Below are 26119 nucleotides of genomic sequence, written 5' to 3'. Positions count from 1 at the left end.
ATGGCGGGCATGGTGATTTCCTCAGCGGGGTTGTGCTGTCCTGTATGCAGCGGCTGTGCCTATTATCTGTTCAGATCATGGTGACTGGCTACTAGCTGGGGCGCCAGCGAGCGGCTGTGTCAGTGGCTGGTGCCCTCCGAGCGGGTGATCTTGTTGTGTACATTGTATTTGCCAATCGGCTTCATCATCGGCAGCGCCGCCACTTCGCGCAGGGTGGCGGCGTCGATCACCAGCAGCTCGCCGGGGGTTTCCATCACGCTGACCAGCGCATAGCGGCCGTCGCGGGTGAATTCCACATGGGCCGTGGTTTTGCCGGGGCGCGGGCGCAGGGTGTGCGCCACTTGCAGAGTGCGTTTGTCGATCAGGGTCAGCGTGTCGCGCTGCGCGCTCATCATCGCATCCACCCAGGCGTAGGGCGTGCGTTCGTGGCTGCGCAGAAAAAACCCCGGCCCCGGCGTGGCGATGCGGGTGACTTCCTGCCAGTTGCCGGTGTCGATCACGCTGACCTGGCCGGTTTTCAGATTGGGGGTGGCCAGCAGGATGCGGCCGTCGCGCTTGAAGGTGATGCCCGCGCCCAGATGCGGCATGCCGTCCAGTTGCAGCGCCGCCACCTGGCGGCGGATGTCCAGGTTGACCACCTGGGCGCGGCCGTCGCGCGAGGCGCCGATCACATGGCGATAGTCCGGGTCAAAGAAAAAATCATCCAGCACGGCGTCCAGCGGCGTGCGCCGGGGGTTGAGAAAACCCGGCTTGGCCAGGCCCTCGCCCATGGCGTAGTCGTGTACATAGCCATCGTAAATCGGCTCGGCCGCCGGGTTGTAGGAGATTTCCCACAGCTCGGGCGCGTCTTTCAGCGCAACGATAAAGCTCTGGCGCGGCGCGGCGTCGTACACCGCCGACACCCGCGATAGCTGGCCTTGCTGGGTGCGCACCGGCAGGGTTTTTACCGGCTGGAGGGTGCGCGCGTCCAGCAGCACCAGATTTTCTGGCAGGGTGTTGCCGGCCAGTAGCCAGCGCCCGTCGGCCGAGGCCGCCACATTGCGGGTGTTCAGCCCGACGCGGATTTCCGCCACTTTTTGCAGGCTGTATAAATCATACTGGCTGACCCAGCCGTCACGGCTGGCAAAGTAAACAAAGCGCCCATCCGGGCTGAACTTTGGCCCGCCGTGCAGCGCGTAATGGCTGGCAAAGCGCGCCAGCACGGTAAAGCGCTCGCCATCCAGCACCGACACATGATGGTCGCCCGCCTCCACCACCACAAACAGATTGGCCGGGTCGGCGCCATGGCCTGGCGCGTCTGGCAGCTGCGCCAGCGGGACAAACTGCCGGTGGCTGGCGGCCATCTCGGCTTCGCTCCAGCGCGGCGGCGTGGCCGCTGGCGTGCGCAGCCAGCCGACCAAGGCCTGAATCTCGTCGGCGCTCAGCCAGTCGGCAAAGCCTTGCATTTGCGTGGCCGGGCGGCCGTCGCGCACGGTGGCCAGCAACTCTGCCGGCTTGCTGCGCTCCAGGCTTTGCGGCAACAAGGCCGGCGCCATGCCGCCCAGGCGCTGCTCGCCGTGGCAGCTTTGGCAGTGTTGCTGATACAGCGCCGCTGGCGCGGCGGCGTGGCCACTGGCGGCCAGCGCCAGGCCCATCCACAGCCAAGCGCGCCTCATGCCGTCGCCCCTTGTCGCTGCCAGGCGGTGAGCTCGGCTTGGGCATACTTGCCTGGCGGCAGGCCCAGCTCGGCGTCGCTCAGGTAGCAGGCCGGGTCGGCCGCCCAGAAGTCGCCAGTCAGCGCCCAGGCGCGCACGCGGGTGTTGCCATTGCAGATGGCCAGGTGCGGACACGCGCCGCAACGGCCGTGCACCGGGCGCGGGCGTTGCTTCAGCCCGGCCATCAGCGGGTGCGACACATCCGGCCAAATCTGCGAAAACGGCCGCTCGCGCACATTGCCCAATTGAATATCCCACCACATGGTGTCCGGGTGAACGTTGCCAAGATTGTCGATATTGGCCACATTCACCCCGCTGGCGTTGCCGCCCCAGGCCAGCAGCCGCTGGCGCAGCGCCTCGGCCTGCTCGGGGTAGTGGGTGTGCGCCCAGCGCAGCAGATACACCGCGTCGGCGTCGTTATTGCCGGTGACAAAATCCTTGGCCTGGCCGGCGCGCAGGTGGCGCAAACAGGCCTCAATCAGCAAATCCATCGCCCAGCGCGTGCGCGCGTGGCGGGCGTCGCTGTCGCGGTGCTTGTTGCCGCGCCCGGCGTAGTTCAGGTGCGAAAAATAAAACTTGTCGATGCCCTCGTCGTCCACCCACTGCAACAAGGCCGGCAAATCCGCCGCGTTGTCTTCGGTGAGGGTGTAGCGCACGCCCACCTTCATGCCGGCGTCGCGCGCCAGGCGAATGCCCGCCGCCGCTCGGGCAAAGCCGCCCTCCAGCCGCCGAAAACGGTCGTGGGTGGCGGCCATGCCATCCAGGCTGACGCCAAGATAATCCAGCCCCAGCCCCGCCAGCCGCGCCGCCATCTCGGCGTCGATCAAGGTGCCATTGCTGGACAGCCCGACATAAAACCCCAGCGTCTTGGCGCGGGCGGCAATGTCGAAAATATCCGCACGCAACAAGGGCTCGCCGCCCGACAAAATCAGCACTGGCACGCCAAACCCGCGCAAATCGTCCATCACGGCAAACACTTCTGAGGTGCTTAATTCACCGGGGAAATCCCGGTCGGCAGAGATGGAATAACAGTGCTGGCAGGTGAGGTTGCAGCGGCGGATCAGATTCCAGATCACCACCGGCCCGGCCGGCCGGCGCGCCGGCGCCAGCGGCATGGGGTGCAAGAGCGAAGCAAGATAAGGCGTCAGGCGCAGCATAAGAAAAGCTCGCAGCAGGATCAATGCAACCATCCTCCCCCGCCGCCGCCCGCCACGGCATTGACTTGCATCAAGCCTATCCCGGCACAGGCCTTTTGCCAGACTGGGCGCAGCCGGCGCGCGCAGCTACACTGGCGTTTTCATCGTCGAAAGCCTTGCCTCATGACCTGTATCAAGTGGCTCACAAAACTCAGCGCAGCGCGCCTGGCTAGGCGCGCGGCCGTAGACAGTACGAGCAAGTACGACAAGGACGCGCAACAACGCCAGGCGAGTTTGGTGAGTCGCTTGAAACCTCTGCTGCTGGCCTGGGCGCTGATCACCCCACTGACCAGCTGGGCCGACACCCCCGCCTGGCGCATCCACACCGAAAACTACGCCCGCCCGCCCTACTCCGGCGCCGTTTATTACTTCTACCACGCCGGCCCCAAGATCGTGTGCACCAAGCTCAGCGTGTGCAATAAATACGACCAGTGCGAGGTGGAATATCGCCAGGGTGAATACCACGAAGACGGCGATGACGAACCCGCCAGCCGCACCGACGCTGTGCCCATCCCGCCGGCCAAGCTGAAGGCGCATAAGTGTTTGGTGAAGTTTGGGCTGGTGAAGTGAGCGCCAGAGGGGGCTACCGTGGGTGAGTGTTCTTCGTGCCACGACGAGGTGTTTGGCCATTTGCGCGATGAAGAATTTACCGCCGCCGAAGCAGCGGAATATCTGGAAATCTCCATCGCCACGTTTCGCCGCTATGTGCACGCCGGGAAAATCACTGCGCATTCCAGTGTGGGGAATGCTCATCTTTACCTGCTGGCGGTGCTGCGGGCGTTGAAACAAGCCATCAAACTGGCCAAGTAGCCGCTTGGCCGAGGGCATGATGGCGGCCTGAGCCTGGGTGGCGTGCGGGTTCAATTCATCCGGCGACATGTGCGTCTGTGGCTACCTCAAGCAGACTCAAGCAGCACCGTCCCGCCCGCTATGCCCGCCATGCCCGCACCCTAAATCCGCACCCCACTCTTTTTCAGCATTGCCGTCGAAAACAGCACGTCGTGCCCCCGGCAGGCCGAGCCCAGTTGTTCGCGCAGCAGGGCGATGTCGGCGCGTACGGCGTCGCGGTGGTCGCCGTGGCACATGGCGAACAGGTTATACGGCCAGCCCGGTTGGCGTGGGCGGTGGTAGCAGTGGCTGACTTGCGCCAGCGCGCCCAGGCGTTCGCCGCAGGCGTCGATGTGGGCGTCGTCGATGTCGAACACCGCCATGCCGTTGGCGGAGTAGCCGATGGCGTAGTGGTTGGGCGCGGCGCCGATGCGGCGGATGATGCCGTGCGCCAGCATGTGTTGCAGGCGTTCGATCACCTGCGCCTCTTGCCAGCCCAGGCTGTCGGCCAGCGCCTGATAGGGGCGGCGGCAGCGCGGCAGGCCGGCCTGGCAGGCGCGCACCAGCGCGGTGTCGGCGGCGGACAGCGGCGCGGCCGGGGCGTGGCTGGGGCGGTGGATCACTTCGCCGCCCACGGGCGCGCGGCCACCGACGGTAAAGCGCATCCCCACATAATATTCGCGCAGTTTGGGAAACAGGCGCACCGTCAGGCCGGTGGCGGCTTCGATGCGCTGGCGGGCAGCGTCGATGCCGTCGGGGTGGGCGGTGGCCAGCACAAACCACATATTCAGCGTGTGTTCGCGCCGGTAGTTGTGCGCGACTTCCGGCAGGGCGTTGACCTGCTCGGCCACCTCGGCAAAGCGCGCCTCGGGCGCGGCCAGCGCCGCCAGCACAAAGGCGCCGCCCATGCGCTCTACCTGAAACATCGGGCCAAAGCGGGTGAGCACCCGGCGCGCCAGCAGCGCGTCCAGCTGCGCCATCAGCGTGTCGGCGTCGATGCCCAGCGGCGCGGCGGCTTCATCATAGGGATAAGCGCACAGCGGAAAACCCCCTTGCAGGCGGTCGATGATGGCCTGGTCCAGCGGGTTGAGGGTTTGGGCGTGCGGTTCAAGCATAGTGCGGGCCTCGCTGGGCGTAGCGGTGCAGGGTGTACAGCCGCGCGTGCGGCCAGGCGGCCAGCGCGTGCTGGGCAATCAGGCGGTCGATGGCGGCGTCCACCTCGGCGCGGCTTTTGCCGTGCACCATGGCAAACAGCGTGTAGGGCCAGTGCGGCGGCCGCGCCGGGCGGGCGTAACACAGCGTGACCGCCGGGTCTTGCGCCAGCTGGGCGCCGATGGCGTCGCGGGCGGTGGGCGGGATTTGCCACACGCACATCACATTGGCCCGATAGCCCAGCTCGTGGTGGCGCAGCACCAGGCCAAAGCGGCGCAGCGCGCCAATCGCCTGCCAGTGCGCCAAGGTCGCCAGCACCTCGGCTTCGCTCAGCTCGCACGCTTGCGCCAGCACCAGATAGGGGCGCGGCGTCAGCGCCAGGCCTGGGCCCAGCGCCGCCAGCAAGCGGCGTTGCGCCGCGCTGAGCGTCAGCAGGCCGGGCGAGGGCGGCAGCGGCGTGCGGGCGGCGGCTTCGCCGTGCAGGGCAAAGCCCAGGTCGATGTGGTATTCCCGCTCCAGCGGCACATCCAGCACCGGCAAGCCGCTGTCGGCGGCAATGCCGGCCAGCAGCGCATCCAGTGCGGCGCGGTCGGCGGCGGTGGCGACAAACCACAGGTTATAGGCGTGGCTGCGCTGGTAATTGTGGCTGACCTCGCGCCGCGCGCTGACCTGCGCGGCGACGGCTGCCAGTTGGTCGGGCGGCACGGCCAGCGCCGCCAGCGTGCTGGCCGCCACGGTATTGGGGGCGAACACTGCGCCAATGCGCGACAGCACCCCGGCCTCAGTCGCCGCGCGCAAGGCCGCCAGCAACTCGCCCTCGTCCCAGCCATAGTGCCCGGCCACCTCGGCATACGGGCGCGGGCACAGCGGAAAGTGGCGCTGATAGCGGTCCAGCAAGGCCAGCGGCAGGGGGTGGCTTATCGGCGCATTCATGCGGCAAGGCTCCAGCACGGCTTGGCGCGCATCACATCCCCATCCTTTGCGCGCGCCAGGTGAAAAAAATCCCCGACGGTTGTTCGGCGTCCAGTTCGGCGATGGTGTTCAGCGTGGCGGTGTCGATCACGGTCAGGCGGTTGTCGTCGCGGCTGGACAGCCACACCGCGTCGCCACGGGCGGTGAATTCCATGTGCAGGATGGCGCGGCCGGGTTTCAGGGTGGCGACGATCTGCCGGCTGGGCACGTCGATCACCTGCACGGTGTCGTTATGCGGAAAGGCAAAGTTCACCCACACCCGCCGGCCGCCCGGTTCGGCCATGACAAACACCGGCTGGCCGTGCACCGGTACGCGGGCGACTTCCTGCCAGCTGCGCCGGTCGGCGATCAGCACCTGGTGGTGGCCGATGGCCGGCAAAAAGGCGTAGTCGCCGGCCAGGCTCCAGCCGCGCAGGTGCGGCATTTTGTACACCGGCAGCGCGGCGCGCCCGCGCCCGTAGCCATTCAGAATGCGGCGCACGCCCTGCTCCGGCTGCCAGGTGTCCAGCAACGCCAGGCCGTCTTCGCCGTACAAACCGGCCAGATAGTGGCGGCCGTCCTGGCTGGCCAGGCCATCGTAGGGCTGGCGGCCGATGTTCGGGTAGCGGGTGACTTGTGGGGCGCGCGGCTGGCTGGCGTCGATCAGCCAGATTTCGCCGGCTTCAAACAAGCTGAAGGCAAAGCGATTGCCGGGCAGGTCGGCCAGGCCGACCACTTTCGAGCCGCCGGTGCTGACTTCGGCCAGCAGTTCCAGCGTGTCGGCGTCAAACAGTTTGACCCCGCCGGGTTGATAATTTTGCGCGGCGACAATCCGGCCATCGCTGGAAATCGCCCCGCCAATGCTGTTGCCGGCCTGCATCACCCGCTTGACCAGCCGCTGGCTGAGCACATCCACCTGGCTTAAGCCGCCATCGCGGCCAAACACATAGGCGTAGCGGCCATCGCGTGAGAACACCACCGAGGCGTGTGACAAATCGCCCAGGCCGTCCACCCGGCCCAGGCTGCGCCGGGCGCTTTGCTCGACAATCTGCACGCTGCCGCGCGCGCGTTCGATCACCACGCCCAAATCCCCGGTGCCGCGCAGCGGCGGGCTGGCGCAGGCGGCCAGCAGCAGGCAGAGCGCGGCGCTCAGGGCAGACAGCAGTCGGGCGATCATGGCAGGCGTCCTTGTTGCAGTTGTTCAACCAGCCAGCGCGCTTCGTCGGCGCTGACAAACGGTCGCCACGGCGGCATGGCGCTGCCGGGGCGACCGTCCAGAATGGTGGCCGTCAGGCTGTCGGCGGGTTTGTCGGCCAGTGCGGCGGCGGTCAGCGGGCTGCCCAGCCCGCCGGTCAGGCGCAGGCCGTGGCAGGCGCCGCATTCCTGATGCAGCATATGGCTAAGCGCCGCCGCGCGCGCCGGGCTGGGCGGCTCGGCGGCGTGGGCGGCGCTGGCCAGGCTTAAGCCCAACACCGCCAGCGCGCGCCAGTTCATTGCGCCAGAATCCATTTCACCAAGGTCTTGACGTCGGCATCCGGCACATTGGCGTTGGCCGGCATCGGGATGGGGCCGTACACGCCTTTGCTGCCGTGCTTGATTTTGTCGATCAACGCGGCCTCCACCGATTGGCCTTTGTACTTGGCGGCGATGTCTTTATACGAGGGGCCGACCACTTTTTTGTCCACGCTGTGGCAGGACAGGCAGTTGTGCTGTTTGGCCAGCTCGGCCGAAGCCAGCGCCGGCAGGCTGGCGGCGCTGGCCAGGGCGGCCAGCAAGGACAGGGAAAAAATACGCATGACACTCTCCAGTCAGGCGCGCCGCCCGCCAGGGCGGCGCGGTCAGGTCAATACACGTCGTGCTGGGTGTTGTAGACGTTGAACTTGCCGGTGGGGGTAATCAGGCGCTTGTCCTTGATCACCTGCTTGCACTGGCGGGTTTTGTCGTCCACCACCACGATGGCGGATTCCTTGTCCTTGGCGCTCCACACCGAGAACCACACTTCGGTGCCGGCCTTGTTGTATTCCGGCTGCACCACGCGCTTGGCGCCGTCGCCCAACTGGGCGCAGGCGGCCACATCGACAATCTGCGGCGGCTTGTTCAGGTTTTTGATGTCAAACACCGCCACGCTCTGGCTCATCTTGGCGTCCGGGTTCAGCGGGGTGTCCACCCACAAATTGCTGGATTTCGGGTGGGTCTTGATAAACAGCGAGCCGCCGCCCTGGCCCTTGAGCACTTCGACGGCCTTCCAGGCGTATGGCTTGTGCTTGACCGGGTCGGTGCCGATCAGCGTCACGTCCTCGGCGCCCAGGTGGCTGGTGGCCCACACCGGGCCGTATTTCGGGTGAGTGAAGTTGGCGCCACGGCCGGGGTGCGGGGTTTTGCCCACGTCCACCAGCGCGGCCAGTTTGTCTTCCTTGGTGTCCACCACGGCGATCTTGTTGGAGGCATTGGCCGCCACCAGGAAGTAACGCCCGGTGCTGTCAAAGCCGCCATCGTGCAGGAACTTGGCCGAATCAATGGTGGTGGTTTTCAGGTTGTTGAGGTCAGAGTAATCCACCATCATGATCTTGCCGGTTTCCTTGGCGTTGATCACAAACTCCGGGCGGTAATGGCTGGCCACAATCGAGGCCACGCGCGGTTCCGGGTGGTATTCGTTATCCACCGTCATGCCGCGAGTGGACACCACTTTGCGCGGCTTGAGCGTGTCGCCGTCCATGATGACAAACTGCGGCGGCCAGTAGGTGCCGGCCACGGCGATCTTGTCTTCAAAGCCCTTGAACTTGGAGGTCTCCACCGAACGCGCTTCCAGGCCGACTTTGATTTCCGCCACATTGTCCGGCTTGGCCATCCACAAATCGATCAGGTTCAGCCGCGCATCTCGGCCAATCACATACAAATAGCGGCCGGATTTGGACAGCCGCGAGATATGCACGGCGTAGCCGGTTTTGACGATATTGATGATCTGTTTGGTGTCGCCGTCAATCAGCGCCACCTCGCCGCTGTCGCGCAGGGTGACCGAGAACAGATTATCCAGGTTGTAATGGTTCATCTTGCGGGTGGGGCGTTGTTCCACCGGCACATAAATCTTGCGGGTTTTTTCAATATCCGCCAGCGAGAATTCCGGCGGGGTGGGCGGCTCTTGCTGGATGTAGCGCGCCATCAAATCCACATCCTGCTCGCTCATCTCACCCGAGGTCTGCCAGTTGGGCATGCCGGCCGGGCTGCCGTAGGCGATGAACACTTTCAGGTAGTCGGTGCCCTTGCCCAGGGTGATGTCCGGGGTCAACGCCTTGCCGGTGGCGCCCTTGCGCAGCACGCCATGACAACCAGCGCAGCGCTCAAAGTAAATCTGCTTGGCGCGCTCGAACTCGGCCGCCGTCATCGGCGGCGCTTTCGGGTTGATGTTCTGGTGCATCGCCTCTTTGGCCAGCGGCGAGCCGCCAGCCTGATAGGCCATATCGGTCTGGCTGACCGATTTGCCATCCGCCGCCGTTGCCAGCGACGCCGCCGCCAGCAACGGCATTGCCCATGCCAGACTGCGGACCAGGGGGTTCAGGGTGTGTCTCATTGTTGTCTGCTCCACCACGCTACGAAAGAAGGAATGCGGACATCATCCTCTGGCCGGCAAAGCGCCATCATTGATTCGAATCAACGGTTTTCAGGCTGGCGGGCGGGGCGGGGAACTTTGTGGGGGTGGGTGGCGGAAAGTGTCCGGTGGTGGGGCGGTTCACCGTGCTGAGGGTAAGAAAATTGACCCTTCCCATCAGGATCATGAGCGCTGAAACGCGGTGGCTGCCGCCAAAATGACAGATAATAATGCGTTGGAAATCTGACTAACACCACAGAGAGTAGAGGAAGAATGCCTGCCCTTGTCCCTGAATTAGTGCATGCAGCGATGGAGCCATCCACGTCACCCAGTGATTTGTTGCGCCAGGCTCTGGTCGTCGCCCGGCGTCTGGCCGTGCCTGAACTGACTGATTGGATTAGCCGTGAGCTGAACGGCTATGACTCGGATGAGGTGCCTGACTATCGGCGTATAAAAGGACAGTTGATGGCCGAGAACCCGAGGCGTGGTCCAATTCCGTTTTTTGTGCCGCCAGACATAGCTGCGCCGTTGTCGGATTTTGAGATGAGGCAATCGGTGCCTGAGCTGATGCAGCTTGTGCAGAGCACTAATAACGTCTGCTGTTACTACTTTCCTTTCGAGGTTGAGCACATGCTGATGCAGCAGATGCGCAAGGGAAATGGCGTAGCAATGCGTCCGGTTCTCATGATTCATGTTGTACAGATACAAGGAGTCATCGAGAAAGTAAAAACCCGAGTGCTCGAATGGGCGCTTGATCTGGAGGCCAAAGGCGTCCTCGGCGAGGGCATGACATTCACGCCACAGGAGAAGCAAACCGTGCAAGAACAACATTATCACTTTGGGGACGTGAGCGGCTCCCAAATCCAGATCGGGTCGAATGGCTCCAACCAGACTCAAACGCAGACAGGTGGTGACACAGCGGCGCTATCGGCCTTGATTGACGTGCTGCGCGAAGTCATTCAGCAAGGAAGCCTTGAGGTTGAGGCGCGCGAGGAGTTGCAGGCAGAGTTGGTGACTTTGCAGGCGCAGGCTGCCTCGCCAAAACCCAAGCGGGCCATCATCAAGGCCACTGCTGGGAGCATCAAGGCTGTGCTGGAAAATGCAGCGGGCGGAGTGCTCAGCGCAAAAGTGCTGCCATATTTGACGGCACTGCTGTAATCGCTGGCTAAAAAACAACACACCCGCCAACAGGCGGGTGTGTCAAGAATGAGAGTGGCCCTGCACGAGGCAGGGCCAGAACGAACCTAGTGTCATCACCAGTATGGTGGCTGGGAGAGGACTTCAAGCTAGGGCTGCAAATCAAGTATAACAGCACGGCTGAGCGGATTCAAAGTGATGAAGAATGAACTGGAATGACTTGGAAAGGCATTTTTCGGCGGCCCGGCTTGGTCGTTATCGCGTCGCACGGGGTGGCGATGCCGCCAAGGCGCTGGCCGACTATGCCGGCAATGTCTTGTTGTCCGAAGGCATGCTGCCCATGCTTAACGTCTTGGAAATTGCCCTGCGCAATGGCATCCATACTCGCCTCAGCGCGCACTATGGTCGGGCAGACTGGTGGGAGGCATGGGTGGGACATTCAGTCTTTAGTTGGCAAAACAAAGAAATTGCCCAGGCCAAGGCCAAGCTGGTGCGGCGGTGCGAACCTCAAACCCCGGACAAGCTATTGGCGGAGCTAACCCTGGGCTTCTGGAGCTCGCTCTTCAATACGCAATTCCAGCCAGTTCTCTGGAAAGACCTGCGTTTGGTGTTTGCCCGCTGTCCGAAATCGCAACGGCAGCGCCACACGATCTCGACGGCGCTGAATCAGATTCGGGATTTGCGCAATCGGGTTTTTCACCACGAGCCGTTGTTGTGGCTGACGCCAACGCTGCTTGAGCAGCATAGGGTTGGTGTGGAGGTTATCCACTGGATTGACCCACAGCTTGAACAATGGCTGGTCCAGTATGATCGCCTGCCCGCGATATGGGCAGAGTGGCAAGCAGCCGCATAGCCTGGCCGCTATACGCTTTTCACCCCGTCAACCCCGCATACAACCTCGTCAGCACTTGCGGCAGGCGGCGGGCGTCGTGGGCGACGGTGTAGCCGTGGCGGCCAAACAGGTGGGGCAGATAGTCGCCGGCCTGGCGGTCGATGGTGACGCAGAAGGGGATCAGCCCGGCGCGGCGGGCTTCCAGCACCGCCTGGCGGGTGTCTTCCACGCCGTAGCGGCCTTCGTAGTGGTCCAGATCGTTGGGTTTGCCGTCGGAGAGGATCAGCAGCACGCGGCGCTGGGCGGCTTGTTCCAGCAGGATGCGGCTGGAGTGGCGGATGGCGGCGCCCAGGCGGGTGTAGTAGCCGGGGCGCAGGGCGAGGATGCGGCCGCGACAGGCGTCGTCGTAGCGTTCGGCAAAGTCTTTCAGCAGCAGATAGCGCACTTCCTCGCGGCGGATGGACGAAAAGCCATACAGGCCAAAGGCGTCGCCGCAGGCGGTCAGCGCCTCGGCAAACAGCAGCAGGCTGTCGCGGATGACTTGAATCACCTGGCCGGCGTCGCCCAGCCAGCTTTCGGTGGACAGCGAAATATCGGCCAGCAGCAAGCAGGCCAGGCTGCGCCCGCCGGGCGGCCAGGCTTGATACAGCGGCGGTTCGGCCACCGCCGCGCCGCTGGCGCGTTCGGCCAGAAAGCGCACCAGGCGGTCCAGGTCGATGTCCGGGCCGCTGGCTTCGCCTTGTTTGCGAGTGCGTTCTGGCGCCAGCGCCTGAAACTGGCGGCGCAGGCGTCTGGCCATTGGCAGCAGCCGCTCGGGCAGCGCCGCCGGGGCGGCGTCGCGCGGCAGCATGGGCTGGATGCGGGCGTGGTCGGCCACCAGGCGCTGGCGTTTGTAGTCCCATTCCGGCAGCAGGATGCCGGGGCCCAGCGGGGTGTCGTCGTAGGCGGCGGCGGGTAGGTCGAGGTCGAATTTCAGCCGGCTGGCGCGACGGCGGGTGTCGCGCTGCACGGTGAGGGTTTGCATGTCTTCGGCGGCGGCGCCGTCGTCGCTGTCGTCGTCTTCGTCGGTGTGGCGGTTCACCCGCACGTATTCGTCCCAGGTGAACAGGCTTTCGGCGCGAAACACCATCAGCATGCCGTTTTTGCGCTCGTCAGTCTCGCCATCGCGGGCGCGATAGCGGCGGCGCGCCTTGCTGTCGCGGCGCTGGCTGGCTTCGTCCTCGGCGGCGGCGTCGCCGTCGCGGCGGGCGCAATGGGCCTGGCCGCCGCCGGGCGGCGAGGGGTGCAGCCACAGCGGCACCGGCTGCGGCGGCTGGGCGCAGGGCGGCAGGGCGATGGCCTGGTGCGGCTGTTGCAGGGCGGCGCGGATGGCCAGTTCCTGCGCGCGTTCGTCGGCGCGGCGCGGCAGGTCGCGCAGCGGCAGCAGGGCGGCGGCCAGCCGGGCGTACACCGCCGCCAGGCCGGGCATCTGGCGCAGGCAGGCGGCGGTGGCGGCGCGGTTGCGGGCAAACCAGTCGCCGCCGTGGTGGGCGTCGTCGCGCGCGGCCAGCGCCATCAGCCAGAAATACAGCTCACGGTTCAGCGCGGCGTCCGGGTAGAGGTCGATGCGCTCGGGCAGGTATAGCGATTGCGCGTCGCGCCAGCCCAGCTCCACCCGCTCGCCAATGCCGGCCACCCGCTCCAGCAGCCGCCGCCGCGCGCCATGCGCCGCGCCCACCGTGCTGCGCACGGTCAGCGCCGGGTCGCCACCCATGGCGCGAAAAAACACCGGCGCCTGGCGCTCGATGTCGGCCAGCGCCACCGCCGCCTGCGGATGGCCGCGATAGGCGGCGCGGCGGATCAGCCGGTCCCACCAGCCGCCAACCCAGTCTTCCATCGCTCAGCTCCCGAATTGGGTGTCGATCACCGCGCGCAAGGCGGCCAGGGTGTCTGGCTCGTCGCTGAGCGGTTCGGCCAGCGCCACCTCGCAGGCGCGCCGCGCCGGCATGCCGCTGGCCATCAGCCGGGCGGCGTACACCAGCAGCCGGGTGCTGGCGCCTTCGTCCAGATCGTGGCCGCCCAGCTGGCGCAATTGCCCGCCCAGCCGCACCAGCCGCCAGGCCAGCTCGGCGTCCACGCCGCCTTCGTGGCGCACCACCTCGCATTCGACTTCCGGGCGCGGAAAATCAAAACTCAGCGCCACAAAACGCTGGCGGGTGGAGGGTTTCAGGGTTTTCAGCACATGCTGATAACCGGGGTTGTACGACACCACCAGCATAAAGCCCGGCGGCGCTTGCAGCACCTCGCCAGTGCGCTCGATGGGCAGCATGCGCCGGTCGTCGGTCAGCGGGTGCAGCACCACCGTGGTGTCCTTGCGCGCCTCGACCACTTCATCCAGATAACACAGCCCGCCAGCGCGCACCGCCTGGGTGAGCGGGCCATCGCACCAGCGGGTGTCGCCGCCGGCAATCAGGTGGCGGCCCACCAGATCGGCAGCGGACAAATCATCATGGCAAGACACGGTAAACAGTGGCAGCCCCAGCTGCGCGGCCATATGGGCGACAAAGCGGGTTTTGCCGCAGCCGGTGGGGCCTTTGATCAACACCGGCAGCTGCTGACGCCAGGCGTGGGCGAACACCTCGCACTCGTCGCCGGCCGGTTGATAAAACGGGATATCAGTTGCGGCCATGTTCAGCCTCCATACAGAAAACTGGCGCACAGCCCGCCGCACAACAGCGCCAGCCAGCCATGCACCGCCGCGCGCAGCCACATCGGCGCATCGCGCAGGGCCATGAAAGATTCGATGATGACCACGCCCTTGAGCCAGGCGCCGCCCAACGCCAGCGCCGCCAGCGCGGCATGGCTGCGCCACTCGGCCAGGGCGGCCAGCGCCAGGGTCAACGCGCTCAGGTAGAGCCAGACCGGCCACACCGGGCGCGGCGTGGACGCGGGAGAATGAGAAGAAAGCATGTGCGGATGATGCCGCAGTGGGGGTGGGGCTGGCCTTGATGGCGGATAAGCGCGGCGAACAAAACCCGCCTGGCGTGGTTGCCCGACCTTGCCGTACGCCTTGTACTGTCTGCGGTCGTGCGCCTGGCCAGGCGCGCAGAGATGGATGCAGACAGTGCAAGCAATACGGCAAGGCTGTGCAATGACGCGGTGAGCGGCGCTGAGTCCCCGCCCGGCGCAGGCCGGGCCAGGGAGGGTTACGTCAGGGCCGCTGCACCCACACCGGCTCGGCCAGGGTGATTTCTTCGCAGTTGTCGCCGGGGCCGGCGCGGTCGATCACCCAAAAGTCGCTGACTGCGTCCAGCGCCAGCAGCGGGTGATGCCACACTCCCGGCGCATAGTTCACCCCCTGGCCGGGGGCGGCGAGAAAGGCGCGCACACTTGCCGGGCTGGGCGGCGCGCCGGGTGGGGCCACCACCACCAGATACGGCCGTTCGCCCAGCGGCAAGAAAGCCTGGCTGCCCAGCGGGTGGCGCTCCAGCATGCTCACCGCAAACGGCAGCGCGCGCGGCTGGCCGCGAAACAGGCTGACAATCAGCCGGCCGTCCGCGCCGGCCGACAGCTCGGCCAGATCATGAAAACGTTCGGTGTTGCCGCCATTGATGGTGAACTGCCGCGCCGCGCTGGCGGCGGACAGCACTTGGCCAAACGGGGCAAACGCATCGGCGCTCAGCGTGCTGGCGGTGAGGGTGATCATGCCGGCCGCCCCCACAACCGCAGCCGCGACACGCCGCCATCCGGGTGGATGTTAAAGCGCACATGGCTGACGACGCCCAGCGCGGCAATGCCCGCGCTGAACACATGCTCGGCGTCCATCGACAGCGGCGTTTCACCAATCAGCGTCGGCCAGAACATGCTTTGGGTAATCACCGATTGCTCGGTGCCGCCGTCCACCCGCGCCGCCTGCATGGAAAAACGGTCCGGGTAATTGCCCTTGAAGTGGGCGGTGTCCACCTCGATGCGCTCAATCACCCCCGGCGCGCCCAGCTCGATAATGCACCAGTCGTGCCCCGGCTCGCGTCGGCGGCGGGTTTCCCAGCCGTCGCCCATATTCACCCCACGCCCCGGCGCCAGCAGATTGGCCGCCTGGCCAAAGTGGGCGTCGTTCCAGGCCAGCGCGCGGCCGCCGTTGATCTGCGCGGCCAGGTCGGTCAGCCCGTCCGGGCCGGCAGTGATTTCCGCCGGGCGGCCGTACACGCGCAGCCGGGCCACGCCGCCGTCCGGGTAGATGTGCACGCGCAGATGGCTCCACACCCCGTCGTCCGCCACCGCCAGCAGATGGTGGCTGTCGCCGCGCAGGCTGGTGGAGGTCAGCAGCGGCGTCCAGCTGGCGCGCGCCAGCACCTCGGGGTCGTCGCTGGGGCAGTCGGTGGCTTCGATGGCGATGGCCGGCGCGTAATTGCCGGTGAAGTGGCTGGTGTCCACGTCAAAGCCAAACACCCGGCCGCGCCGCGCCAGACCGATGATGCTCCAGTCGTGGCCCGGCCCGCGTCGGCGGCGGGTTTCCCAGCCGTCCATCCACTTACCGTGGGCGTCGTACTGGCCGGGCACAAACACCGCCGGCTCCGGGTTGAGCATGCGCGCCAGCGGGGCAAAAAATTCGTCGCTGGCGCCCAAGGCGCGCGCGCCCAGCCGGGCATCGGCCAGGTTCACCGCCCGACGCGCCCAGTCGGGCAAGTCCACCGCGGCGGCCACCCGCACGGCGGCAGAAACAGGATGACTCATGGCGTGTTCCTTTATTCAGTAATTTAGTTTAAGCGCCCGTGTCGGGCGGGTTATTCAATGTAGCTCCGCACCCTAAGGTCACGGCAGCTCGTCGTGGCAAGGTCTGGATTCCCGCCTGCGCGGGAATGACTCGGTGGGGCGCGTCGAGTGGTGGGTGTTGTTCACGGATGCATGGATGCTGCAAGTAGCCGACTGATCGCGCCATCCACACACACCATCGCTGCGCGCCACACCGGGTGTTTTACTCACCACCGCGTCGCCCCCGCGCAGGCGGGGGCCCAGGCAAACATCCACGGCGTGCCGTCGGTGCAATCTCGTTAACCGCCGGTTGTTGCGCGACGACGCCGCCCCACGCCGTGGTGCGTGCTTAGCGGCGCTCAGCGCGCGGCCGGCGCATACGGATGCACCTCACACCAATGGCGGGCAATGTCCACCCGGCGGCACACCCACACCCGCTCGTGGCTGGCGATGTAATCCATAAAGCGGCGCAGCGCGGCAAAGCGGCCGGGGCGGCCGAGCAGGCGGCAGTGCATGCCTACCGACAGCATTTTTGGCGCTTCGTCGCCTTCGGCGTACAGCACGTCAAAGCTGTCTTTCAGGTATTGATAAAACGGCTCGCCGTGGCTAAAGCCCTGCGGCAGGGCAAAGCGCATGTCGTTGACGTCCAGGGTGTAGGGCACCACCAGGTGCGGCGCGGTCACGCCGTCGCTGCGGGTGACTTCGGTCCAGAACGGCAGGTCGTCGCCGTAGTAGTCCGAGTCGTACAGCAGGCCGCCGTCGTCCACCACCAGCCGGCGGGTGTTGGGGCTGTCGCGGCCGGTGTACCAGCCCAGCGGGCGCTGGCCGGTGAGCGCGGTGAGGGTGTCCAGCGCCAGGCGCATGTGTTCGCGCTCAGTGGCTTCGTCCATGTGCTGGTAGTGAATCCAGCGCCAGCCGTGGCAGGCGATTTCATGGCCCAGCTCCACGCAGGCGGCGGCCAGCTCGGGGTGGCGCTGCATGGCCATGCCGACGGCAAACACGGTCAGCGGCCAACCACGGCGTTCGAATTCGCGCAGGATGCGCCATACCCCGGCGCGCGAGCCGTATTCGTAGATGGATTCCATCGACAAATGCCGCTCGGGGTAGCTGGCGGGGTTGAACATTTCCGACAGGAATTGCTCGCTGCCGGCGTCGCCGTGCAGCACGCAGTTTTCGCCGCCTTCTTCGTAATTGAGCACAAATTGCACGGCAATGCGCGCCTGGCCCGGCCATTGGGCGTGTGGCGGGGTGCGGCCGTAGCCGCGCAGGTCGCGGGGGTAGTCAGCAGACAGTGGGGTCATGGTCAGGCGCTCCGGGAAAAATGCGCAAAACGGCCGGTGAATGATTTGGGCAGCGGCGTGGCCAGGTCGCCGTGCTTGCTGGTGTGCAGGCCGAGGCCGACGGCGGCTTCGGCCAGTTTGACTGCCGCGCTGACGCCGTCGATCACCGGGATGCCCAGCGCGGCTTGCATGTCGGCGGCAAAGCTGGCCATGCCGCCACAGCCCAGCACGATGGCGCCGGCGCCGTCGTGGTCGCGGGCGTGTTGGGCTTGGTCGATCAGTTGGGCGGCGCAGGCGCTGGGGTTGTGTTCGAGTTCCAGCACCGGGATGTCGGTGGCGCGCACGCTGGCGCACAGCGTGGCGCAGCCGTATTGGCTGAGCAAATGTTCGGCCAGGATCACGGTGCGGCGCAGGGTGGTGACCACGGAAAAGCGGGTGCTGACCAGGCTGGCCATGTGGAAGGCGGCTTGGGCGATGCCGATGACGGGGGCGCGGGTGAGTTCGCGGGCGGCGTTCAGGCCGGGGTCGCCAAAGCAGGCGATGATGTAGGCGTCTACGCCGTCGCGTTCGCCGCGCAGGATTTCTTCGCAGACGCCGACGGCGGCGATGGCGTCGTCGAAGTGGCTTTCGATGGATTCGGGGCCGTCGGCGGGGTTGACGGCGGTGAGGCGGGTGGTTGGCGCGGCGATGCGTTGGGCGGCGGCGCCGATGCTGGCGGTCATGGCGGCCGAGGTGTTGGGGTTGATCAGGCGGATGTGCATGGTGGGGTCCGGGGGTAGGTGGATTTGGTGGTGCTTAGCGCGGGGTTTTTAGTGTGCCGCGCTGCGCGCGGGCCGGATTTAAAGCGGGAGTTCGTCCCGCGGCCGACCTACTTTCTTTGCTTCGCCAAAGAAAGTAGGCAAAGAAAGGCGACCCCAGGACGCCCGCCCGTCCGCCGCCTGCGGCGTCGGTGGTCCCTTGCGCTTCTCGAAAACCGGGGCCGGCCCGGAATGGCGCGTCGGCTGCGCCGCCGCTTAGCCGGGCCGGACTGCCCCCCGGTTTTCTGCGATGCTCAGCGGGCTTTATGGGGGGGTAAAGCGGTGGTGTGCACAGGGCGGTGTGGTGAGCGGGCATGGTGGTCGGTATTGGGATGGTTTGTCTTACATGCAAGATAATAATCAGGTTTTTCAGGTGTGGATGGATTCAAAACGGCTAATTCAACTGCCTTGAAAAATTGATTGTCATAAAGTGTGGCCATGCCAAACCCCATCCACCCCTATCTGATTTCAGCCCGCCTCAGGTCGGGGTGTCGCCGCCCTTGAGCACGGAGAACAGGTCGAGCGGTTGTTCGCGCCAGCGCAGGCCACGGGTGATGTGTTCAAAGTGTTCGGCCATCCATGCCACGCCGGCCTGGCGTTCGCCGCGCGCCAGCAGGTCGATGATTTGTTCGTGTTCGGAGTGGCGGCAGGTGACGGAGATGGGTGAGCCGTGGGTGGCGAGGATCAGCGAGCTGCGCGCCACCAGTTCGCGCACCAGTTTGGTCAGGGTGGCGTTGCCGCCCAGGGCGGCCAGGCGGATGTGGAAGTCGCCGGAGAGGCGGATGGCGGCGACGCGGTCGCCGTTGAGTTGGGCGTCGTCTTCCTGGCGCACCAGTTCGCGCAGCGCTTGTAATTCAGCGGTGGGCACGGGCAGCGGCAGTTCGGCCAGGGCGCCGCATTCCAGCATGCGGCGGGTGGCGAAGACTTCGCGGGCTTCGTCGGCGCTGGGTTCGGCCACTTGTGCGCCGCGATTGCGGCGGATTTCCACCAGGCCTTCCATGGCCATGCGTTGCAGCACTTTACGCACCAGGGTGCGGCTGACGCCATAGGTGTTGGAGAGCACGTCTTCCGGCAGGCGGGTGCCTGGCGGCAGGCGCAGTTCGTAAATGGCGGCGTGCAGGCCGCGATACATGGCTTCGTCGCGTCCGCCGTCGCTGTCGGCGGTGGGGAGGTCGGGTTTCTGTGCGCTCATGGGGTGGGCCATCCGGCTGGTTTACAGTGCGTGCACTGCGAGATGTGCACTATGGTGGCACATTGTTGCACACATGAAAAGTATGTTTTGTATACAAAATAGCAATGCTGTGTATTCGATTTAAAGCATGGCTTGCGTGGCCAGACAAGGGTTTAGCCACGAAAACGCCTTATTTCACCAGGAGATAAACTGGATCAGGCACATGGATTGCTTGGGTTTGCCCGCCTGAATGCCATATGGCGGCGCGCACTGGGTGGTAAATTGTATACAAACTGGCGCGCCGACTTGTGTTTTGAACCCCAAGGAGCCTTCCATGCCCTCTGTTTTGACCCGCGCTCCCAGCGAGCGGCTGCACAATGAAGACCTTGCTCCGCTGCAAGAGCAAAACTGGACTTGGTACAACATCTTTGCCTTCTGGATGTCCGATGTGCACAGCGTGGGCGGCTATGTATTTGCCGGCAGCCTGTTTGCCCTGGGCTTGTCCAGCTGGCAGGTGCTGGTGTCGCTGATTGTTGGCATCTGCATTGTCAATGTGATGTGCAATTGGGTGGCCAAGCCCAGCCAGCAGGCGGGCGTGCCCTACCCAGTGGCGTGCCGCATGGCGTTTGGCGTGTTTGGCGCCAATGTGCCGGCCATTATTCGCGGCCTGATTGCCGTGGCCTGGTATGGCATCCAGACCTTTTTGGCGTCCTCGGCGCTGAATATCTTGCTGCTGCGGTTTTTTCCTGGTTTGGGCGAGCTGGCGCACAGCCATCTGCTTGGGTTGTCTTACCTGGGCTGGATGGGTTTCATGATCATGTGGCTGTTGCAGGCGGTGGTGTTCTGGCACGGCATGGAGTCGATCAAGAAATTCATCGACTGGGCGGGCCCGGCGGTGTACGCGGTGATGTTTTTGCTGGCCGGCTGGATTGTCTGGAAAGCCGGCCCGGCCAATATCAGCCTGAATCTGGGCGAGGTGAAGTACAGCGGCTGGGCTGCCGCCGGCATGATGCTCACCGCCGTGGCGCTGGTGGTGTCGTATTTTTCCGGGCCGATGCTGAATTTTGGCGATTTTTCTCGCTACGGCCGCAGCTTTGCCGAGGTCAAGCGCGGCAATTTCTGGGGCTTGCCGGTGAATTTTCTGGCGTTTTCGGTGGTGACTGTGGTGACGACGTCCGGCACGCTGCCGGTGTTTGGCCAGATGATCACCGACCCGATCGACACGGTCAGCCGCATCGACAACACCCTGGCCGCCGTGCTGGGCGCGTTTACCTTTGTCACCGCCACCATCGGCATCAATATCGTCGCCAATTTTGTCTCGCCGGCGTTTGATTTTTCCAATGTCGCGCCCAAGCACATCAGCTTTCGCGCCGGGGGCTTTATTGCTGCGGTGGCGTCGATCTTCATCACCCCGTGGAATCTGTTCAACTCGCCCGAGGTGATTCACTACACCCTGGACATGCTGGCCGCCTTTATCGGCCCGCTGTTTGGCATCCTGCTGGTGGATTTTTATCTGGTGCGCAAGCAGCACATCGTGGTGGAAGACCTGTATAGCGAACACCCCGAAGGCGCTTACTGGTATCAGGGTGGGGTGAACCGCCGCGCGCTGTATGCGCTGATTCCCGCCGTGCTGCTGGGCATTGTCATTACCCTGTCCGGCGCCAAGGGCGTGGCCGATTTCAACTGGTTTATCGGCTGCGGCGTCGGCGCGCTGTGCTACTACGCGCTGATGAAAAAACACGCCGCTGCGCTGCCAGCGTCGGCCTTGGCTGCTGCATCCTGATGCCATCCGGGCCTGACGCACGGGGTGGCGCCATCTGAGGGGGGGAGCGTATTTTTGCCAATGTCCTGGCCGTGAGGGGCATGCTATGGTGCGGGCTTCCCCGTGTTGTCCTACCCTGGAGCTGCCCATGCGCGCCTGTCTGTCCCGTCTTGCCCTCACGCTTTGCACCCTCTCCCTCAGCGCCGCCGCCCTGGCGGCGGCCACCCCGGAACAAGCCGCCAGCGAATACCTGGCCGCCTTGCAGCGTAAAGACACCGAAACCATGGCTGCCAGCCTGCATCCAGACGAATTGAACGGCATGCAGCAGGTGTTGCTGTCGATACTGGAGCAGGAAAGCCGGAGCAAACCCCCGCACAAAGCCATGGCCATGTTTGTGGGCCCCAAAGCCACCATGGCCGAGGCTCGCGCCATGCCGGCCGCCAAGCTGGTTGGCAAGGTGTTGGCCGTACGGCTGGCAATGAGTGAGGTGGACAGCAGTCAGATATTGGGTTCGGTGCCAGAAAAAGACCAGGCCCATGTGCTGGCGCGGGTGAACTCGCGTGCGCTGGGCATGGAACAAAGCACCTTGACGGTGATCAGCACCCGCCGTGATGGCGATGGCTGGAAGCTGCTGCTGAACGGCCAGATTGAGAGTCTGCGCCGGATGTTGCAGTTGTTCGGCGGCGGCGACGACAAAAAATAAACCCGCCACGGCGGGTGATGCGCCAGCCAAGCTGACGGTCGGGGGCGGTATTTTTGCCCCCGCGTCTGCGTGGCGTGGCCAGCCAAACTGAGCGCTGCCATCCTGGCCTGGCGTGCGGCCACAGACCGTACAAGGTACGCCAAGGTTGGGCAACGACGCCAGGAGGGTTGGGTGAGCGGCGCTTACACCAAGCCCAGGCTTTCTTCCACGCCCAGGTGCACATTCATCGACTGCACCGCCGCGCCCGAGGCGCCCTTGCCCAGATTGTCCAGGCGGGCAATCAGCAGCATGCGCTCTTCGGTGCCGTACACGGCGATGTCCACATGGTTGCTGCCGTTATTGGCCTCGACATTGTAAAAACCGCCGTCGGTGGTGGCGTTCAGGTCAAACGGCAGCACGCGGATAAAGCGCTCGCCCTGATAGTAATCGGCCAGCAGCTCGCGCACCTGTTGCGGGGTGGCGGCGCGGCTGAATTGCTGCGGGTGCAGATAGCAGGTCACCGCCAGGCCTTTGTAGAACGGGCCGACAATTGGCTGGAAGATCGGCGCCACGCTCAGCCCGGTGTAGGCCTGCATTTCCGGCAGATGCTTGTGCGCCAGGCCCAGCGCGTAGGCGCGCGGGGCCAGAATGCGCTCCGGGCTTTCGTATTCGGCAATCATCGACTTGCCGCCGCCGGAATAGCCGGTGATGGAATTGGCGGCAATCTGGCTGTCGGCCGGCAACAGGCCGGCGGCCACCAGCGGGCGCAGCGCCAGGATAAAGGCGCTGGCGTGGCAGCCGGGGTTGGCGATGCGCTTGCTGGCGCGAATCTTGTCGCGCTGGTCAGCGGCCAGCTCCGGCAGACCAAACACCCAGTCCGGGTTCACCCGGTGAGCGGTGGAGGCGTCGATCACGCAGGTGTTGGGGTTGTTCACCAGGCTCACCGACTCTTTGGCCGCCGCATCCGGCAGGCACAAAAAGGTGACGTCGGATTCATTGATCAGGCGCTGGCGCTCGGCCAGGTCCTTGCGCTTGTCAGAGTCGATCTTGAGCAGGGTGATGTCGTCGCGCTTGGCGAGGTATTCGTTGATTTGCAGCCCGGTGGTGCCTTCCTGGCCGTCGACAAAGACTTTGTAGCTCATGGTGAATCCGCGTGTCAGGGTGGGTAAAAACAGAATTCTGGCAGAAAACCGGCCTGGGGTGTTTTACAGAATCGCCAACACTTGCTCAGGCGGACGGCCAATCGCTGCCTTGTTGCCGTTGACCACAATCGGCCGCTCGATCAAGCGCGGGTGCGCCACCATCGCGGCAATCAGCGCCTCCTGGCTCAGGCTGGGGGCGGCCAGATTCAAATCGGTGTATTCCGCCTCGCCCTTGCGCATCAGCGCGCGGGCATCGCTCAGCCCCAGTTTGGCCAGCACCTCGCGCAAGGTGGCGGCGTCCGGCGGGGTGTCCAGATAGGCAACCACCGTGGGCGTCAGCCCCTGGGCGTGCAACAGCGCCAGCGTATCGCGGGATTTGGAACAACGGGGGTTGTGGTAAATGCAGACGGTCATGGTAGTTCAATCCGGTGGGGGAATTGGCGCGCATTGTCGCCTGATTGGGGCTGACGCGCTATTGGTGCTTCTTAACGCGCTACGTATACCAAGGCAAACAACACCACCCACACCAAATCCACCATATGCCAGTACGCCGCGGCGGTTTCCACCCCGACATGATTCGCCGCGCCATACGCGCCGCGCCGGGCGCGCAGCCAGACGGCGACAATAATCACCATGCCCAGCACCACATGCAAAAAGTGAAACACTGTCAGCGATAGGTAAAACATCCAGAAATCATCGCTGGATAAACTCACCCCGGCGGCAAACAAATGGGCGAATTCTTCCCCCTTCAGCAGCAAAAACACCGCACCGCTCAGCCAGGTCCAGCCCAGCAGATGCGCGCCACGGGCGAGCTGGTTGGCGGCAAACGCCCGCACACTGGCGGCCACCGCCGCGCTGCCGGCAATCAGCAGCAGGGTGTTCACCAAGGCGCTGCCCAGCCGCAAACTGGCCTGGCCCTGGGCGAACAGTGCTGGTTGTCGGGCGCGGTGAACGCCATACAGGGCAAAAAACAGGGCAAACACCGCCAGCTCGGCCAGGATGAACAACCACATGGCCAAGTCGCCCGGCACATGACGTGAACGCGGCATGCGCGCCTCCAGAAAAAAAGCGCCCGGGGTAGGGCGCCAAAGGGTTGGATCTGAGTATGGGGGAGCTTGGGTGTTGGCGGGGGTGAGTGGCCTGGATGGGCGCTGGGGGAACAGCGGCCAACCGTGGGGTTAACCTCCCCGCCGCCCGGCTTACCCGCGCGCCGCTTCCCGCTTGCCGACAAAGAAGCTGACGATGTACAGCAGCAGGCCAGCAAAGAACACCACCCCGGCGGCTTCGCGCAGCCAGTAGAAGAAGGCGATTTTGTCCTGCGTGGCCATAAAGCCCAGCGGTTGCTCGCCCATGCGCTGCATCCAAACTTGCAGAATGCCGGCGCCGGTCAGGAACAGGGTGATGAACACCATGGCGATGGTCATCAGCCAGAACGCCCACATTTCCACCACTTGCGCGCCATTGCTATTGGCTTCGCGTCCGCGCATCAGCGGCATGGTGTACGAGATCATGGTCATCACCACCATGGCGTAAGCGCCGTAGAAGGCCATATGACCGTGGCTGGCGGTGATTTGCGTGCCGTGGGTCAGGTAGTTCACCGGGGCCAGGGTGTGCAAAAAGCCCCACACGCCCGCGCCCAGGAAGGCCATCACGCCAGTGCCCAGCGCCCACAGCACGGCGGCTTTGTTCGGGTGCTCGCGGCGGCGTTTGTTGACCATATTGAAGGCGAACAAGGTCATCATGAAGAACGGAATCGGCTCCAGCGCGGAGAACACCGAGCCCCACACCTGCCAGTAGCCCGGCGTGCCAATCCAGAAGTAATGGTGGCCGGTGCCGATGATGCCGGTGATCAGCGTCATGGCGATGATCACATACAGCCATTTTTCGATGATTTCACGGTCCACGCCGGTCACTTTTACCAGCACGAAGGCCAGCATGGCGCCCATGATCAGTTCCCACACGCCTTCCACCCACAGGTGAACCACCCACCACCAGAAATACTTGTCCAGCACCAGGTTATGCGGGTTATAGAACGAGAACAAAAAGAAAATCGCCAGCCCCCACAGGCCCAGCATCATCACCAGGCTGATGCTGGTCTTGCGGCCCTTGAGCACGGTCATGCTCAGGTTGAACAAGAACGACAGCGCCACCAGCACGATGCCGATCTTGGTGATGGTGGGCTGTTCGAGAAACTCGCGGCCCATGGTGGGTAATAAATCATTGCCGGTGATTTTGGCCAGCGTGGCGTAAGGCACCGCCAGATAACCGACAATGGTCAGCGCCCCGGCCACCAAAAACACCCAGAAGGTGATCTTGGCCAACAGCGGGCTGTGCAGCTCGCGCTCGGATTCCTCCGGGATCAGATAGTAGCCGGCGCCCATAAAGCCGAACAGCAGCCAGACAATCAGCAGATTGGTGTGCACCATGCGGGCGACGTTGAACGGGATTTCCGGAAACAGAAAATCACCGATCACATATTGCAGGCCCATGATCAGGCCAAAAATCACCTGACCGACAAACAGGCCGATGGCGGCAACAAAATACGGCTTGGCCACCGTTTGTGAAGCAAAACGGATGTGCATATTGGCTGGCGTTGGCCCCCCTGCGGGGCGTGGCGCAGCCTTGGCGGAAGTGGACATCGAATTCTCCTGGGATGCTAATGGCAATAGAACGAAATCAGCCTTCGATATTGGGCGGCCATTTATTGGTGTCGATTTCCGAGGCGTATTTCAGGAAGGCCACCAGGTCATCCAGCTCGGCGTCGTTCAAGTGAAAATTGGGCATTTGCCGGCGGCCGGGCGCGCCGGTAGGCTGGGCCTTGATCCAGGCTTTGATGAACTCCGGGCCGCGCCGTTGATAGACATTGCCCAGCTCCGGCGCAAAATACGCGCCCTCGCCCAGCAAGGTGTGGCAGCCGATGCAGTTATTCACTTCCCACAGCTTTTTGCCGCGCGCCACCTGCTCGGTGAGATTGGCGCGGTTATCGCGCTTGGGCAGGGTTTGCACGGTGTCCACGGTCAGCGCTAAAAACAGTAAAAAGAAAAAGACCGCGCCGCCATAAAAAATATTGCGCGCGGTGGATTTGGTAAAACTGGCGCTCATCACGACCCTCCTATAGTCCGCTCCGGCATGGCGCCGGTTTCAGCATGGACTGTACGGATTTGGCCATCTGGATAGC

28 protein-coding genes are annotated in these 26119 nt (G+C 64.5%); 6 read left to right on the top strand and 22 right to left on the bottom strand.

Annotated elements, in window-relative coordinates; all coding sequences use genetic code 11:
* Nucleotides 1-119: 119 nt before the first annotated feature.
* On the bottom strand, nt 120-1655 hold the full coding sequence (locus tag DFR34_RS12465) for a nitrite reductase (RefSeq protein WP_110391483.1): 1536 nt from the start codon (nt 1653-1655) through the stop codon (nt 120-122).
* Nucleotides 1652-2851: a heme d1 biosynthesis radical SAM protein NirJ gene (gene nirJ / locus DFR34_RS12460; RefSeq protein WP_110391482.1), complete on the bottom strand. Its 1200-nt coding sequence runs from the start codon at nt 2849-2851 to the stop codon at nt 1652-1654. The genes DFR34_RS12465 and nirJ overlap by 4 nt, the downstream gene beginning before the upstream one ends.
* A 285-nt stretch (nt 2852-3136) precedes the next feature.
* Here nirJ and DFR34_RS12455 point away from each other — a divergent pair, with 285 nt between their 5' ends.
* Nucleotides 3137-3460 (top strand): hypothetical protein, encoded by a 324-nt coding sequence (locus DFR34_RS12455; RefSeq protein ID WP_211309398.1) that lies wholly within the window; start codon nt 3137-3139, stop codon nt 3458-3460.
* Between the two features lie 18 nt (nt 3461-3478).
* Complete coding sequence (locus tag DFR34_RS12450; protein ID WP_110391481.1) at nt 3479-3700, top strand: helix-turn-helix domain-containing protein; 222 nt, start codon at nt 3479-3481, stop codon at nt 3698-3700.
* A gap of 140 nt (nt 3701-3840) precedes the next feature.
* On the opposite strand, the gene ahbB (DFR34_RS12445) is transcribed toward DFR34_RS12450, so the two are convergent.
* Genes ahbB (DFR34_RS12445) through DFR34_RS12420 form a run of 6 tightly spaced genes read right to left on the bottom strand, consistent with a single transcriptional unit; the run spans nt 3841 to nt 9389 of the window.
* Nucleotides 3841-4833 carry a siroheme decarboxylase subunit beta gene (gene ahbB, locus DFR34_RS12445; RefSeq protein WP_110391480.1) on the bottom strand — a complete coding sequence of 331 codons (993 nt, stop codon included), beginning with the start codon at nt 4831-4833 and terminating at the stop codon, nt 3841-3843.
* A complete protein-coding gene (ahbB, locus tag DFR34_RS12440) occupies nt 4826-5803 on the bottom strand; it encodes a siroheme decarboxylase subunit beta (protein WP_110391479.1) in 978 nt (325 codons plus the stop codon). Before ahbB (DFR34_RS12440) ends, ahbB (DFR34_RS12445) begins: the two co-directional genes overlap by 8 nt.
* Nucleotides 5804-5834: 31 nt before the next feature.
* The gene (locus DFR34_RS12435; protein ID WP_110391478.1) at nt 5835-6998 is read right to left on the bottom strand and encodes a cytochrome D1 domain-containing protein; all 1164 of its coding nucleotides are present in this window, start codon (nt 6996-6998) and stop codon (nt 5835-5837) included.
* On the bottom strand, nt 6995-7315 hold the full coding sequence (locus tag DFR34_RS12430) for a c-type cytochrome (protein ID WP_245906884.1): 321 nt from the start codon (nt 7313-7315) through the stop codon (nt 6995-6997). Before DFR34_RS12430 ends, DFR34_RS12435 begins: the two co-directional genes overlap by 4 nt.
* Entirely contained in the window at nt 7312-7617 is a 306-nt protein-coding gene (locus DFR34_RS12425) for a c-type cytochrome (RefSeq protein ID WP_110391476.1), read from the bottom strand. Before DFR34_RS12425 ends, DFR34_RS12430 begins: the two co-directional genes overlap by 4 nt.
* A gap of 47 nt (nt 7618-7664) precedes the next feature.
* Complete coding sequence (locus DFR34_RS12420; protein ID WP_211309397.1) at nt 7665-9389, bottom strand: nitrite reductase; 1725 nt, start codon at nt 9387-9389, stop codon at nt 7665-7667.
* A 291-nt stretch (nt 9390-9680) separates the two neighbouring features.
* On the opposite strand from DFR34_RS12420, the gene DFR34_RS12415 reads away from it, so the two are divergent.
* A complete protein-coding gene (locus DFR34_RS12415; RefSeq protein WP_158281819.1) occupies nt 9681-10565 on the top strand; it encodes an AbiTii domain-containing protein in 885 nt (294 codons plus the stop codon).
* A gap of 184 nt (nt 10566-10749) precedes the next feature.
* Nucleotides 10750-11397: a hypothetical protein gene (locus DFR34_RS12410; protein ID WP_110391474.1), complete on the top strand. Its 648-nt coding sequence runs from the start codon at nt 10750-10752 to the stop codon at nt 11395-11397.
* A gap of 19 nt (nt 11398-11416) precedes the next feature.
* On the opposite strand, the gene DFR34_RS12405 is transcribed toward DFR34_RS12410, so the two are convergent.
* The 9 genes from DFR34_RS12405 to DFR34_RS12370 form a co-directional block, all read right to left on the bottom strand.
* Nucleotides 11417-13252: a nitric oxide reductase activation protein NorD gene (locus DFR34_RS12405; RefSeq protein ID WP_110391473.1), complete on the bottom strand. Its 1836-nt coding sequence runs from the start codon at nt 13250-13252 to the stop codon at nt 11417-11419.
* Nucleotides 13253-13255: 3 nt separating this feature from the next.
* Nucleotides 13256-14044, bottom strand: a complete 789-nt coding sequence (locus DFR34_RS12400) for a CbbQ/NirQ/NorQ/GpvN family protein (protein WP_110391472.1) — start codon at nt 14042-14044, stop codon at nt 13256-13258.
* A 2-nt stretch (nt 14045-14046) separates the two neighbouring features.
* Complete coding sequence (locus DFR34_RS12395) at nt 14047-14325, bottom strand: cytochrome C oxidase subunit IV family protein (RefSeq protein ID WP_110391471.1); 279 nt, start codon at nt 14323-14325, stop codon at nt 14047-14049.
* A 241-nt stretch (nt 14326-14566) separates the two neighbouring features.
* The gene (locus tag DFR34_RS12390; RefSeq protein ID WP_110391470.1) at nt 14567-15061 is read right to left on the bottom strand and encodes an ureidoglycolate lyase; all 495 of its coding nucleotides are present in this window, start codon (nt 15059-15061) and stop codon (nt 14567-14569) included.
* The gene (gene alc / locus DFR34_RS12385) at nt 15058-16089 is read right to left on the bottom strand and encodes an allantoicase (RefSeq protein ID WP_110391469.1); all 1032 of its coding nucleotides are present in this window, start codon (nt 16087-16089) and stop codon (nt 15058-15060) included. Before alc ends, DFR34_RS12390 begins: the two co-directional genes overlap by 4 nt.
* A gap of 377 nt (nt 16090-16466) precedes the next feature.
* Nucleotides 16467-17408: an allantoinase PuuE gene (puuE, locus tag DFR34_RS12380; protein ID WP_110391468.1), complete on the bottom strand. Its 942-nt coding sequence runs from the start codon at nt 17406-17408 to the stop codon at nt 16467-16469.
* 2 nt (nt 17409-17410) lie between these two features.
* The gene (locus DFR34_RS12375; RefSeq protein ID WP_110391467.1) at nt 17411-18148 is read right to left on the bottom strand and encodes an aspartate/glutamate racemase family protein; all 738 of its coding nucleotides are present in this window, start codon (nt 18146-18148) and stop codon (nt 17411-17413) included.
* 290 nt (nt 18149-18438) lie between these two features.
* Nucleotides 18439-18624, bottom strand: a complete 186-nt coding sequence (locus DFR34_RS16930) for a hypothetical protein (protein ID WP_146215137.1) — start codon at nt 18622-18624, stop codon at nt 18439-18441.
* A gap of 38 nt (nt 18625-18662) precedes the next feature.
* A complete protein-coding gene (locus tag DFR34_RS12370) occupies nt 18663-19376 on the bottom strand; it encodes a GntR family transcriptional regulator (RefSeq protein ID WP_158281818.1) in 714 nt (237 codons plus the stop codon).
* 313 nt (nt 19377-19689) lie between these two features.
* Between DFR34_RS12370 and DFR34_RS12365 the strand changes: the two genes are divergently transcribed.
* Together DFR34_RS12365 and DFR34_RS12360 are read left to right on the top strand one after the other, a co-directional pair.
* Nucleotides 19690-21138 (top strand): NCS1 family nucleobase:cation symporter-1, encoded by a 1449-nt coding sequence (locus DFR34_RS12365; RefSeq protein WP_110391465.1) that lies wholly within the window; start codon nt 19690-19692, stop codon nt 21136-21138.
* Nucleotides 21139-21265: 127 nt separating this feature from the next.
* Nucleotides 21266-21820 carry a hypothetical protein gene (locus DFR34_RS12360; RefSeq protein WP_110391464.1) on the top strand — a complete coding sequence of 185 codons (555 nt, stop codon included), beginning with the start codon at nt 21266-21268 and terminating at the stop codon, nt 21818-21820.
* A gap of 182 nt (nt 21821-22002) precedes the next feature.
* On the opposite strand, the gene argC is transcribed toward DFR34_RS12360, so the two are convergent.
* The 5 genes from argC to DFR34_RS12335 form a co-directional block, all read right to left on the bottom strand.
* The gene (argC, locus tag DFR34_RS12355; protein WP_110391463.1) at nt 22003-22941 is read right to left on the bottom strand and encodes an N-acetyl-gamma-glutamyl-phosphate reductase; all 939 of its coding nucleotides are present in this window, start codon (nt 22939-22941) and stop codon (nt 22003-22005) included.
* 63 nt (nt 22942-23004) lie between these two features.
* Nucleotides 23005-23355 carry an arsenate reductase (glutaredoxin) gene (gene arsC / locus DFR34_RS12350; protein ID WP_110391462.1) on the bottom strand — a complete coding sequence of 117 codons (351 nt, stop codon included), beginning with the start codon at nt 23353-23355 and terminating at the stop codon, nt 23005-23007.
* A gap of 71 nt (nt 23356-23426) precedes the next feature.
* Nucleotides 23427-23990 (bottom strand): cytochrome c oxidase subunit 3, encoded by a 564-nt coding sequence (locus DFR34_RS12345; RefSeq protein WP_110391461.1) that lies wholly within the window; start codon nt 23988-23990, stop codon nt 23427-23429.
* Nucleotides 23991-24140: 150 nt separating this feature from the next.
* Entirely contained in the window at nt 24141-25580 is a 1440-nt protein-coding gene (locus tag DFR34_RS12340) for a cbb3-type cytochrome c oxidase subunit I (protein ID WP_276329692.1), read from the bottom strand.
* Between the two features lie 37 nt (nt 25581-25617).
* Nucleotides 25618-26043 (bottom strand): c-type cytochrome, encoded by a 426-nt coding sequence (locus DFR34_RS12335; RefSeq protein WP_110391460.1) that lies wholly within the window; start codon nt 26041-26043, stop codon nt 25618-25620.
* Nucleotides 26044-26119 lie beyond the last annotated feature (76 nt).

It is taken from the genome of Rivihabitans pingtungensis (genome assembly GCF_003201855.1).
In the GTDB taxonomy this organism is placed as follows: Bacteria; Pseudomonadota; Gammaproteobacteria; order Burkholderiales; family Aquaspirillaceae; genus Rivihabitans; species Rivihabitans pingtungensis.
This window is presented reverse-complemented; position numbering and strand designations above follow the sequence as displayed.